Annotated in this window: 12 protein-coding genes; 3 read left to right on the top strand and 9 right to left on the bottom strand. The window is 38.6% G+C overall.

From position 1 onward, the window contains the following. Positions 1 to 584: 584 nt before the first annotated feature. From fabD to plsX, 3 genes are all read right to left on the bottom strand, one after another. Positions 585 to 1466: an ACP S-malonyltransferase gene (fabD, locus tag ANA_RS01610; protein ID WP_015078294.1), complete on the bottom strand. Its 882-nt coding sequence runs from the start codon at positions 1464 to 1466 to the stop codon at positions 585 to 587. 166 nt (positions 1467 to 1632) lie between these two features. Continuing rightward, positions 1633 to 2634 carry a beta-ketoacyl-ACP synthase III gene (locus ANA_RS01605; protein ID WP_015078293.1) on the bottom strand — a complete coding sequence of 334 codons (1002 nt, stop codon included), beginning with the start codon at positions 2632 to 2634 and terminating at the stop codon, positions 1633 to 1635. Between the two features lie 219 nt (positions 2635 to 2853). Next, entirely contained in the window at positions 2854 to 3879 is a 1026-nt protein-coding gene (plsX, locus tag ANA_RS01600) for a phosphate acyltransferase PlsX (protein WP_015078292.1), read from the bottom strand. 316 nt (positions 3880 to 4195) lie between these two features. On the opposite strand from plsX, the gene gntT reads away from it, so the two are divergent. Then, positions 4196 to 5557, top strand: coding sequence for a guanitoxin biosynthesis MATE family efflux transporter GntT (gene gntT / locus ANA_RS01595; protein WP_015078291.1), 1362 nt, complete (start codon positions 4196 to 4198; stop codon positions 5555 to 5557). Positions 5558 to 5637: 80 nt separating this feature from the next. Here the strand turns inward: gntT and ANA_RS01590 are convergent, their stop codons facing one another. Then, the gene (locus tag ANA_RS01590) at positions 5638 to 7110 is read right to left on the bottom strand and encodes a leucyl aminopeptidase (RefSeq protein ID WP_015078290.1); all 1473 of its coding nucleotides are present in this window, start codon (positions 7108 to 7110) and stop codon (positions 5638 to 5640) included. A 159-nt stretch (positions 7111 to 7269) separates the two neighbouring features. On the opposite strand from ANA_RS01590, the gene ANA_RS01585 reads away from it, so the two are divergent. Further along, positions 7270 to 7770 (top strand): acyl-CoA thioesterase, encoded by a 501-nt coding sequence (locus tag ANA_RS01585; protein WP_015078289.1) that lies wholly within the window; start codon positions 7270 to 7272, stop codon positions 7768 to 7770. A gap of 63 nt (positions 7771 to 7833) precedes the next feature. Here ANA_RS01585 and ANA_RS01580 read toward each other — a convergent pair whose 3' ends face one another. The 4 genes from ANA_RS01580 to ANA_RS01565 form a co-directional block, all read right to left on the bottom strand. After that, a complete protein-coding gene (locus tag ANA_RS01580) occupies positions 7834 to 8676 on the bottom strand; it encodes a DUF4351 domain-containing protein (protein WP_015078288.1) in 843 nt (280 codons plus the stop codon). 86 nt (positions 8677 to 8762) lie between these two features. Further along, a complete protein-coding gene (locus tag ANA_RS01575) occupies positions 8763 to 8960 on the bottom strand; it encodes a hypothetical protein (protein ID WP_015078287.1) in 198 nt (65 codons plus the stop codon). Between the two features lie 187 nt (positions 8961 to 9147). Continuing rightward, positions 9148 to 10170, bottom strand: a complete 1023-nt coding sequence (locus tag ANA_RS01570; RefSeq protein ID WP_015078286.1) for a zinc-dependent alcohol dehydrogenase — start codon at positions 10168 to 10170, stop codon at positions 9148 to 9150. A 173-nt stretch (positions 10171 to 10343) separates the two neighbouring features. After that, positions 10344 to 10541, bottom strand: coding sequence for a hypothetical protein (locus ANA_RS01565; RefSeq protein ID WP_015078285.1), 198 nt, complete (start codon positions 10539 to 10541; stop codon positions 10344 to 10346). Between the two features lie 375 nt (positions 10542 to 10916). On the opposite strand from ANA_RS01565, the gene xth reads away from it, so the two are divergent. Next, entirely contained in the window at positions 10917 to 11699 is a 783-nt protein-coding gene (gene xth, locus ANA_RS01560; protein ID WP_015078284.1) for an exodeoxyribonuclease III, read from the top strand. A 67-nt stretch (positions 11700 to 11766) separates the two neighbouring features. On the opposite strand, the gene ANA_RS01555 is transcribed toward xth, so the two are convergent. Further along, positions 11767 to 13071, bottom strand: a complete 1305-nt coding sequence (locus ANA_RS01555) for a hypothetical protein (protein ID WP_015078283.1) — start codon at positions 13069 to 13071, stop codon at positions 11767 to 11769. Positions 13072 to 13089 lie beyond the last annotated feature (18 nt).

Raw genomic sequence — 13089 nt, 5'->3', positions numbered from 1 at the left:
ATATTTTTTCATATATCGGTGTTTTTTTGAATTATATTCATGAAATATTTTGAGTTTTGTTTGCAGATTTATTAAGCCAGTTTTTTAGAAACTTCAAGGAAGTGTAAGGTTGATTTTTTGGGGTTATGTTACAGCGGTTTCCGCTCTTATGAGGTACATCTTAGCCCCCTCATCGCTGGCGGGGAGGGGTTGGGAGTGGGGTTCTTGTAGCTCATAACACCGGGAAGTGCTGTACTTTTATCCTGACAAATTAATGATGGCTTGCTGAGTAAAGCTAGAACCACTTCTCAATAAGGGTTTCGCGGATTTTGAGAACAAAAAAGTGCAAGGCTATGGCATTGAGAGCCTCAAAATCCTTGCATTTCTATGGAAAATCAGGGGGTGAATTTGGAAACCAATCTCCCAAACCACCATTTTTAGAACTGTGTGGCATCTAAGTTCGCTTTGGGTACTTATTCAGCAAACCCTAATGAAGTTCATCAAATAAATTTTGAGACAATAAAAATAGACATCATAGAAAGGTTATGTTGCCAATTTCATCTACATAATGACTTATTTAATTGTGAATTAATTTGTGCAATTACCTATTCAGGTAACTCCCCAGCATTACGAATGTTCTCTAAAATCAAGCCAGTTGCAGTCCGTTTAATCAAACCTGTTAAGACGTTCCCAGGACCAATTTCCACAACTTTCTCAATGCCATTTTCTGGTAATTGTAAAGAAATTTCTCGCCAACGCACAGGACCTGTCATTTGTTGAGAAAGACGCTGTTTTAAAGTTTCCGCTGCTACCGCTGGAATTGGATCTACATTAGACAAAACTGGGACGGTTGCTGACTGAAAAATTACTGAATCGAGAACTTCTTGAAATTCTGTTGCTGCTGTTTTCATTAAATGGGAATGAAATGCTCCCGAAACCTTTAAGGGAATAGCGCGTTTAGCTTTGACTTGTGACATGACAGCCTGTACAGCTTCGGGAGTTCCAGAAATAACAACTTGGGCAGGACTGTTATCATTTGCTAAAACTACATTAGGTGTTTCGCTAATAACTTTTTCTAATTCTTCTCGGTCAAAGTTCATTAGTGCGGCCATCATTCCCCCAACAGCACTATCCATTAATTCTGCCCGTCGTTTTACCAAATGTAACCCAGCAGACCATTCAAACACACCAGCCACATAAAGGGCGATATATTCGCCTAAACTATGACCTGCAACTAAGTCTGGTTGCTGTCCTTTTTCCCGCAAAATATCAGCAATAATACTTTCGATTACATATAAACTAGGTTGGGTATAAAGTGTCCGTGATAAGGTTTCAATATCACTTTGGCAGATATCTGTGACAGACCAGCCCAAAATTTCCTCAGCTTGAATAAATTTTTCTTTGGCAGATGGTAGATTTAACAAGTCTATTCCCATTCCCAGCGATTGAGAACCTTGTCCGGGAAACACCCATGCAGTTTTAGTCATTTGTTCTTTGTTAGTTGTTAGTTGTCAGTAGGGGCGAAGCATTTGGAAGATAAATTATCGGTCATTGCCAAAAATAGTTCTCCAAATGCTTCGCCCGTACAGTTGTCAGTTGTTCGTTGTTATTAATTTTCTGATTTTTAATTTTTAATTCTCAATTTTGAATTGTTTATCTTCCCCATTTAAAAATGGCTGCACCCCAGGAAAGACCGGCACCAAAACCAGATGCAGCAATAATATCATTGGGTTTGATTTTCCCGGCTCGCACTGCTTCATCTAACGCCAGGGGGATAGATGCGGCGGAGGTGTTACCATAGTCGGATACATTACTGATCACTTTATGTTCGGGAATCTCTAAGCGTTCAGCAACGGAATTGATAATTCTTTGATTTGCTTGATGTAATACTAGCCAATCTATATTTTCTACTTTGAGATTAGCTGCAAATAGGGCTTTATCTATCACTTCTGGAACTTTTTGCACAGCGAAGCGGTAGACTTCTTTGCCGTTCATGGTAATGGGGTGATATTTGCCTGTAGATACATGAATATCTGGTGTCAGTTCTGTGGTAGAGGCGTTATAGGAAAGGTTAAGACAATTGTTTTGAGAACCATCGCTTTTGAGGCAAAATCCTAATAGGCGATCGCTCTTATTAGCCTGTAATACCACTGCCCCAGCCCCATCACCAAATAACACACAACTGCGTCTATCTTGCCAATCTACCCACCGAGAGAGGATATCAGCCCCAATTAAGAGTACATTTTGATAAACACCTGTTCTGATGTATTGTGCGGCTGTAACTAAACCAAAGACAAAACCAGAACAAGCGGCGGTTAAGTCAAAGGCGACTGCTTTGGTAGCACCTAATTCGCCTTGAACACGGCAAGCAGTGCCAAATAGGTCATCAGGGGTGGAGGTGGCCAATAAAATTAAATCTATGTCTGCTGCTGTGATCCCGGCGGCAGCAATGGCCTGTTGACTAGCCGCAGTGGCCAATGATGCCAGTGAGTCAGGGGGCAACGCTAACCGTCTTTGACGAATTCCTGTTCTTGAGGCAATCCACTCATCTGATGTTTCTACCAGTTGAGTTAACTCTTGGTTGTGTAAACAAGTTGCTGGGACTGCTGAACCACTGCCTGTAATTGCTATACCACCGTTAAAAAAATTTTGCACTTCTTTTTTTCCTCAATTGTCAATTGTCATTTGTAAATTGTCAGTTGTCTTGTTTGTAAGCATTAATAACGAGTACCAATGACAATCCCAATTTTAGATTTGAGATCAAGAACAATAGATTTATAAAAGTAATTATGAATCTAAAATCCGCAATCTAAAATTGGATGACAAGTGACAAATGGCTGTTAGCGGAGGATCTCTACTTTTGAGAAGTAATAGTTAACTACTTTCATTTTGGAGAATTTGATATTGGGATTGAAGTCTTTCTAACACCTGATTATCTACGGCTTCTTTAGCCATGCGAATGGCACTAAAAATAGATGGTGCTTGGGAACTGCCATGACCAATAAAACAAATACCGCTGACACCCAAAAGCAAAGCGCCTCCATGTTCAGCGTGATCCATGCGCTGTTTAACGCGTTTTAAGTTGGGTTTTAAAATCGCTGTACCGATTTGACCGTGTATCCCTTGGGGTAATTCTTCTCGGAGAATTTGCAGAATTACTCCGCCAACTGCTTCGGCAAATTTTAATAAAATATTACCCACAAAGCCGTCGCAAACAATCACATCAAATTCACCGGACAATACATCACGCCCTTCAGCATTACCAGTGAAATTAATTTGAGTATTTTCCCGTAACAATTGGTGGGCGCGAAGAACTACTTCGTTACCTTTAGTATCTTCTTCGCCAATATTCAATAAACCTATTTTGGGATTTTCTGTTCCCAAAACATACTGACTGTAAATTGAACCCATGACTGCAAACTGCTCTAAAAACTTAGGGCGACAGTCTACATTAGCACCGACATCCAGGATCATTACTGGCTTGCCTGCTTTGATGGTGGGGAATACTGTGCCAATTGCTGGGCGGTCAATTCCCGGTAATCTTCCTAAGCGTAGCAAAGCTGAGGCCATGGCTGCCCCAGAGTGTCCAGCAGAAAATACAGCATCTGCTTGTTGATTTTTAACTAAATCCATCGCTATGTTGATGGAAGATTTCCGCTTGCGTCTAACTGCGTTGAGAGGATCTTCATCCATAGCGATCATTTCCTCGGCAGGAACAATCTCCAAATCCGCCATAGTTGTCTTTGGCGGCATTACAGCCTCGATTTGTTGGGGATCTCCAACCAGTAATATTTTTACACCCAATTCCTCTCGCGCCCGCAGTGCGCCGGCGACGATTTCAGCGGGTGCATGATCTCCCCCCATTGCGTCAATTGCGATCCTTACACCAGTCGATCCCATTGCTCAGAGCTTATAGAAACCTTACAAATTTTATCAGATTGCAATACTTAAAAATTCAGAATTCTCAAAAAAGCATAAGAAAATCTATTTTTTCTGCAACTAAGAGAATTCAGGAGCTTGCATTAATTGAAATATAACGATACCTAATTAAGCATACAGGTATTTTGAATAGGACTGGGAAAGGTAAGGTTAAAGCTTTTTTATGCTCTTTTACCGTTCACCGGAAAATATGTGAATGAACTACCCCTTGCTAATTACTATAAAGGCGTTTTCTAGATGATAATAGACTGAAATTATAGCAGACCAAACAACAAAAATGAGATTTACATTTACAGTCCCCAGTAACTACAATTTTTTAGGCAGATTTTACCGACTGGCAAGCATCAGCGTGCTTGCTAATATGATGGTTCCTTTGGCTGGTTTGGTAGATATTGCTTTTTTAGGGCATTTAACGGATATTCGACATTTAGCAGGAGTAATTTTAGCCACTATTCTGTTTGATTATCTTTATCGAGTCTTAAAATTCATGCGTTCTAGCACCAATGCTATTACTGCTCAAGCTGTTGGTCAAAATGATGATAAAGCAGTAGTTTTAGCTGGTTTACGGAGTGGTTTAATTGCTTTACTAGTGGGTTTAATTATTGTTTTATTGCAATATCCTTTACAAAAAATTGGTTTTTTCATTTTGAGTGGTTCTTCAGATATTGAATCTGCTGGAGTTGATTATTTTTATGCGCGAATTTGGGGCGCACCTGCTGTCCTCCTCAATTTTGTTTTATTTGGTTGGTTTTTAGGTAGAGAAATGAATTGGGTGATGCTATTAATGTCAATTGTCGGTAATGGTTCTAATGTATTGTTAGATTATTTGATGATTTCTAAATGGGGTTGGGCAAGTGTAGGGGCAGGTTTAGCAACAGCATTAAGCCAGTATTTAGCTTTAATCGTGGGTTTAATATGGATGTTTTTTACTATTCCTTGGCAAGCTGTACCAGCAGCCATTCAAGAATTATTTGATTGGGTAGCTTTAAAGGAAACTTTTGCGTTAAAAGGTAATATTTTGATTCGGTTTTTAGTATTAGTTTCTGTCTATTCTATTTTTACTAATTTAAGTGCAACCATGGGAACAACTGTTTTAGCGCAAAATGGTTTATTACTCCAAATTGCTCTTTTGAGTCAGTTTACAATTCAAGGGGTAGGAGTAACAATGCAAACCCTGACAGCGAATTTTAAAAGCAAAGACAATACTCAACAGATCATCCCTTTATTAATAGTTTCTTTAGTGACTAGTGTGGTGATTGCATTAGGTTTTGCCGGGACATCTATTTTCTTTCCTGATCAGGTATTTGGATTATTAACTAATCACACAGAAGTGAATCAAGAGATTAATCAATATACCATTTGGTTAGTGCCTATTTTAGTAATTACTGCCATTACTCTTATGCTAGAAGGTTATTTTATTGGCTTAAAGGAAGGGGCAACTTTACGTAATACGGTATTATTATCTTTTGTAGTGGGTTTTATCCCCTTACTAATTGCAGCTTGGTATTTTCATAATAATCATTTATTGTGGTCTACTTTATTGTCTTACATGACAAGTAATATGATTTTATTAGGTGTATCTGTACCCCAAACATTTAAAGATAAAAGTTTAGAAAATCAGCCATTAATTTCCAGATAAGACTCCCATTTGTTTTTTCAGATCCCCGACTTCTTCGAGAAGTCGGGGATCTTGTCTTGTCCAGATTAGAGGAAATTAAATTAACTCAAAACCCAGCTAACCAGTGTTCTCACACCAAAACCAGTTGCCCCTGCACCATTGTAGCCATGTTCCTTATCAGCCCAAACTGGTCCGGCAATATCTAAATGCGCCCAAGGGGTATCTTTAACAAACTGTTTGAGGAACAAAGCCGCAGTAATAGAACCGCCATAACGGGGTCCGGTATTTTTCATGTCGGCAATACCAGATTTAAGTCCGTCAAAATATTTGTCTTCCATTGGCATCCGCCAAATTTTCTCACCAGCACTATCAGCGGCTGTTTGCAGTTGGGAAGCTACCGCATCATCTGGTGTAAATAAACCAGCGATATCTTCACCCAAAGCTACCACACAAGCACCTGTGAGAGTAGCTAAATCAACGATCGCATCCACACCCAATTTATCAGCATAAACCAAGGCATCAGCCAAGGTTAACCGCCCTTCAGCATCGGTGTTATTAACTTCGATGGTTTTGCCATTTGATGCGGTTAAGATGTCTCCAGGGTGCATAGCCTTACCGCTAATCATGTTTTCGGTGACGGCGGAGATAAAGTGAACTTCTACATCTGGTTTTAACTGCCCAATGGCTTTGGCTGCACCTAAAGTTGCGGCTGCACCACCCATATCCATTTTCATGGTTTCAATGCCGCTACCAACCCCTTTAATGTTCAAACCACCGGAATCAAAAGTTACACCTTTCCCGATAATTGCCAGTTTTCGTCTCGGTGTGGTGGCTGGTTTGTAGATAAGGTGAATGAATTTTGGTGGTAAATCAGAAGCTTGGGCAACTCCCAAAAATGCGCCCATACCGAGGTTTTCACATTCTTCCTGTTCGAGAATTTCCAGTTCTAACCCGTATTCGTGAGCGATCGCTTGGGCAGTTTCTGCCATAGTAATAGATGTAACCGCGTTAGCTGGGGCTGCTACTAACTGTCTCGCCAAAATCACACCAGAAACAATTTGATTAGCACGGGCAATAGCAGCTTCTTGTCCTGCTAAACCAAGTAAATCAATAGTTTCGATCTGGGGATTTTTATCTTCTGGCTCAGATTTAAAGCGAATATCTTGGTAAAGTGCTAATTCTATGCCTTCAGTCAATGCCTGGGCTGTGGCGGCTGAATCATTGTTCCACAATGGTAAACTGATTCCCAGGGTTTTGGTTTTTTGCTTTTTGGCGGTTCGGGCTACAGTAGCCGCAACCCGGCGTAAATTTTCTAATTTCAGCGCGTCTGGTTTCCCTAAACCCACCAAAATCAGCTTCCGCACGGCATGAGTCGCACCTAAGCGAATGACGATGATGCTATTTGCCTTACCTGTAAATTCTTCTTCGGCAATAACTTCTTGGACAATTCCCGCACATTTATCATTTAAGCTGGCAAGATCACCAGTTAACTCTACTGCGTCTTCAAATAAGCCAATGGCTAAAGTATCACCAGTCCAATCTAATAATGCTGTATTTGTAGGTTGAATCGTCATTTTTGTAAGTTCTGTTGATCTTCCGTCATGTACCAGTATTGCTCAAATTTTCTGAATCATGGGCGTTTGACGCAACGTCTTGACAATCTGGTAGAATTAGAAACAGTTTACAAGTTTTATCTGTTTTTTAGAAATCTGTTGCTTGTAAAAATTATTAATATGTCTAAAGATACAAATCAACCCCAACTACCACCAACGAGTGCCATTGAGAGTGTAACTAATGTTGCATTTGAAAATTGGTTTGAATATCCAGTTAGGGCGCAACCTCACCACACGGACTATGCAGGTATTGTTTGGCACGGCACTTATTTGACCTGGATGGAAGAAGCACGGGTAGAATGTTTGCGTTCTATTGGCATTGAATTTGCTGATTTAGTGGCGTTAGGTTGTGATTTGCCTGTGGTGGAGTTATCAATCCGTTATCATCGGTCGGTGCAGTTAGGGATGTCAGTCTTAGTAAAAACACGGATGGCTGAGGTGACTGGAGTGCGAATGAACTGGGACTATACCCTTGTTTCTCCTGATGGTCAGGATTTATACATTACTGCTCAGGTGACGTTAGTGGCTTTAGATCGGGAAAAGGGGAAAATTATGCGGCAGTTACCACCCGCGTTTCAAGATGCTTTAGCGAAGATTTCTGGATCTCGGAAGATTGGGTAATTATTAAAAATGAAAAATTAGATTTTTTAGGGCAATATCCAGGTTGAAATTGCCCAAAATTATCTACTTTTGTCTATCTAACCAAGTGACTAAATCAGATATTGCTGAAAAGTCTAAAAACTCTTCTCCTAATATTTCTAATTGTTCAGTGGATAATAAGCGCATCTTTTCAATTATTGGTAAAGATATTTCACCAAACCGCCGATTTAATTGACGATTCAAGAAACGAAAAGCTTCTTTTTGTTCTCCTATTTTTTCTCCTTTGAGTTCACCTTTTTGCAAAATATCCTGATAAATTACAGATTCTTGCATAATATCCTCGCTCAATAATTGACGAATTAGATTTTTCTCGAATCGCAAACCTGCTAAAATCTCTGTGTAAGCAGCAGTGTTCTGTCTGGCTGCCACATTTGTAATCTTAGCAATTTCTGTGGCTACTTGGGATAATAACCCTGGTGCGGAATTTGTTTTTGTTAATGGTGCTAATGGAAGTAATGCTGGATTATTGAGAAATAAATCTGAATCTTGTTCCCACATTCGGATGACTCGATAGCGATGATTTGTCATTTCATCAAGATAAGCTTCGGTAAAAGCGATTTCATTACTTGTTTCTTGTAAGAAAATCACTACTTGGGTGACAGGTAGATTATACTGTCTAACTAATCTGACAAAATAATCTAACATTCTTAATGGAATGGGTGTTTCTGATTTGGTGTTCGTTTGAAATTCTAGATGTAGGATTCTGTTGTTTGTTTGTAGCAATATAACGGAATCTGCGCGAATTGGTTCTATGCTGAGTTCTGTTTTTAAGACTTTGATTTTTTCCACTGTTTCCGGTAGCAACCAGTTGGCAAAATCAAGGGGATATTTTTCAGCTAAGATTTTACAAACATTATCAAAACTCACAATTTACACCGCTTAATAGATTTCAGCCTTGCAAATTTTCTTCCATCGGTAGATAATTGGGAAGAGTTGCTTTTAATTTTTAATTGTCACTTTTTCACTGGCGTTTGGGAGAAAGTTTGAGCAAATTGGCTGATTTGCTGCCAAATATCTTGGGGAGTAATACCGAAACCAAAGTATAATAACATGACAACAGCGGCAGAGATCATGGCCGTTTTAATCGTGGTTTTAATTAGTTTCCAGAGAATGATAAAAACTATCCAAGCTACTAATAAGGTAATAATCATAAAATTAGGAAATAGGGAATTGATACTGAGTTTTTTCCCAAATTAAACAGTAAAATCAGGATAATAAACTATTCTGGGGAAAAATTGCAACCTTCCTGGGCTAGATGCTTCTAATATATTGGTAAAGTGTAACTTTTACGCCAAATGGAAACCAGTTAGAAGCATGAATTACGAAATAGCCATTTTTTTAGTTATACATCGCTACTTTAATTACTTTCCGTGCCTTCATATCCATGAATACCTGTTCTAAATCCTGTAAAGGTCGGTGTTCACTAATAAGTAAGTCAAAAGGAATTGTACCACTAGCGATGAGCGATAAGGCTGCTTTCACATATTCTGGTGTATTGTGAAATACGCCTTTGAGAGTAAGTTCACTATAGTGCAATTGTTCGGTATTGACAGAAATTGTGGTATCTCTTGGACAACCACCAAATAAATTGATAGTTGCACCAGGACGACCGCAAGCGATCGCCGTTTCCCAAACACTCGGTACACCAGTAGCCTCTATAACTACATCTGCACCCCAACCAGCGGTTAATTCCCTAACTGTGTTGGCAATAGCCGTAACTTGATGATAATTAAAAGTCTTTGCTGCACCGAACCTTTCACCAATTTCTAACCGTTGATTATTCCCACCCCACAATATCACCTCAGTATATTTCGCTAATACTGCCACAAACATCAAGCCAATTGCGCCATCACCCAAAACCACTACTTTATCATGGGGTTTGACACCAGAACGGCTGATACCATGCAAGACACAAGCTAAAGGTTCAGTCATCGCCGCTAATACTAAGGGTAAATGTTTAGGAACTGGTAATAAATTATGCCAAACAATGGGAGCAGGAATTTTCAGATATTCCGCAAATGTCCCATTATTCCAAGTTAAATGGGGACATAAAGAATATTCTTGGCGTTGACAAAAGAAACATTTCATGCAGGGAGCAGAATTATTTGCTACCACGCGATCGCCTACCCGCCAATTCGTCACCCCAGCGCCGACAGCTACAATCCGTCCCGCACCTTCATGACCAAACAGTGTCGGCGGTGTCAACATTTTAGCATGGCCACCACGTCGCCATACCTTCAAATCTGTCCCACAAGTAGTGGCTGCTTCCACCTGAATCACCACCTCGCCGGCTTCGGGAGTCGGGTCAGGAACTTGTTCTAGGCGTAAATCTTCTTGTCCGTAGAGTAGTGCTGCTAACAAAATTTTTCACCCATAAAAAAGAAGTATGGCTTAAACCACGCTATCAAAACCTATTAAATACGCTTTTATACCATACTTAATGACATCGGCATATATTTTGTATTGAAAATTAGCAATTCCTGCTTTTACCTAAATTTATGCTGATGAGTTTTCTATTCCCCATGTTGAAAAATTCAAGAACTCAAAGCCGTTTGGGGTAAAACTTCTTGATTATGGGTTTCCAACTTAGATAGTAGATTAGATCCACTACTTGTATTTAAAACTGGTACTTCTTGTCTACAGGAAAGACAAAACCAATAAACCTCATGATGACGGACATGACGCAGAATTGAACCTCCACAACAGGGGCAGGTGTTAACTATGATACTCATAAAATGTCCTCCTTAAAAAAATTAAACCCTGGCAATGTTATGATTGATCTCGACATCACCATTAAACAATTCAAAATTCTAAATTTATGGTTTATTTAGTAACATTCATTTTTTATAGTTTTTTATTCCCCCATTCGCAATTCTCAGATTTAGAGAAATTGGTGGTAAAAACCTCTCAATAAATGCTAAATTAACCAGCTTTATGGGATATTTATCCAAGCTGATTCTTTGATCAAACCAATGAAAACCTGTGAGAACATTATCAAACTATAAACTAGTATAGTCCTTATTCATCTATCTTAGGGATCATAAATATATAATTTTCATGAGATAATTACTTTACCATTATTTTGCAGTCGTTTTAATAATTAACTCATGAAAATTGCTACTTGGAATGTGAATTCTGTGCGGACACGTTTAGAACAGGTTATCAATTGGTTAACAGAAAATCCGGTTGATGTTTTGTGTTTACAAGAAACCAAAGTCATAGACAAGGACTTTCCTAATCTTGCGTTTGAAAATTTAGGCTATTATCCGTATATTTCCGGGCAAAAATCTTATAATGGTGTGGCTTTAATTAGTCGTCAACCTTTGACAGATGTAAATGTGGGTTTTGGTGCTATTTTGCCAGAAATAGCATCAGCATGGGATGAACAAAAACGGGTAATTTCTGGTGTAATTGAAGGAGTAAGAATTGTTAATCTTTATGTTCCCAATGGTTCAGCTATCGGTAGCGACAAGTATGAATATAAGTTAGGCTGGTTAAAAATTCTCAAGGAATATTTACAGACTTTACTATTATCAAATCCTGCTATTTCTATGTGTGGTGATTTTAATATTGCCTTAGAAGATATAGATATTAATGATAAGGTAAAGATAGATAATCACATTATGGCATCTGCATTAGAACGTCAAGCGTTACGAGATGTTCTCAGTTTAGGTTTTGGAGATGCTTTTCGTAAATTTAACAACGCAGGAGAAAATTATAGTTGGTGGGATTATCGGACTGCTGCTTTTAAGCGTAACTTAGGTTGGCGAATAGATCATCATTATCTTACACCAACTTTGTATGAACGCGCCCAAAGTTGCACTATTGATATTGAACCCCGGAAGTTAGTTCAACCTAGTGATCATACACCAGTAATTGTGGAATTTTAACAGATTTTAGATTTCACATCCCCGACTTCTCAAAGAAGTCGGGGATCTAGTTTTTCTTGTTTTTCAATTATCTCCCTAACAATAAACCTCTAAAGAAATAAATCATATTTGTGAATATCTGTTCTATCCATAATATAGACTGATCTAACCATTCCAGAATTTGTTCTAATGGGTGTTTTTCATAACCTAATGATGTGGCAGAAATATCAATCCAGTCAGGCTTAAAATTAAATCCTTGGCTGGTTTGACTATCTATTTCTGGAAATTCCTCATTTTTGGGTTCGGTTGCTTGCTGACCTATTTTGCGGTGAATCTTAGAGAATTCTCTTTTTGCTTGAGGTTGCTGTACTGATTCCTCAAGTTTGGTATTCGTTTCACCAAATAAATCATTCCATGTCAACCAATTATCTCCTAAAGAATCACGAGAATCTAACTGATTATTTGATGATAAAACCTTTTTAAAATCAGATTTATTTTGGAGTTTTTCTGGAGAAGAATTTGAGTCAATTTGATAATTATTTCTACCTCCAAAAAAGTAATTTATCGCGGCTGCTATTAAATCAGAAATTTGTAGTTGCGGAGATTTTAAATCATCGTGATTAACTGCTAATCCATTAACCTGATTTTGGAAATGATTGACAATTTCCTGGCTATGTTTTTGGACAGGAACTAAAGCCGTAGTTTCTAAATTAGCAATTAATTGATCGAGAAATCCAAAAAGTTTAATGGGATTTAATAGAGATTTTCGTGCTATGATAGAATCTTCGTCAGTTAGCTTATTCAGCAGATGATCAATTTTGGGCAATAATTCTTTTTGCTGGTAAGCAATTAATTGTAAAGAATACCGATATTCGCTAATTTCGCTATTAATTCTATCTGCTAATTTGACGTTTTGCTGCGGTGTTAAAACATCGAAAATCCGATTATCAGCACTGACTAAGACTAAGTTTCGGGTTTGTAATTCTATAGCAATTCCCTGTACCGTGGGTATATGCTGTTGGAGAGTATTTTCTGAAGTTGGAAAATTCGGCTTGGGAAAAATTTTCTCCCACAAAGATCCTAAAAATGTGAAGGGATTTGTTTTTGGGGAAGTTGGTAAATCAGCATCTCCAGGAGGAAGATTTTTGACAACATCTAATATAATTTGAATTGGTGCGTCACTAGAGGGGGGAGTTGATGAATGTAATTGTTTTGCTGTGCCATTTTGTTGCCATAATTGGTAAAGTGGATAAAGTAGAGAACCTACACCCAACCCAGTAGCAACTTGCAAATTTTTGACGGTGTTTTCCCATTTTTGTGTCAACCGTCGAGAATGCTGGTAGACAAAGTTAAAGAGTTTGCTTTGATAGCGGTTTGAAGAATCGGAAGACATGGTAGGTAATTATGTGTA

The organism is Anabaena sp. 90 (assembly GCF_000312705.1).
Lineage (GTDB): Bacteria > Cyanobacteriota > Cyanobacteriia > Cyanobacteriales > Nostocaceae > Dolichospermum > Dolichospermum lemmermannii.
This window is presented reverse-complemented; position numbering and strand designations above follow the sequence as displayed.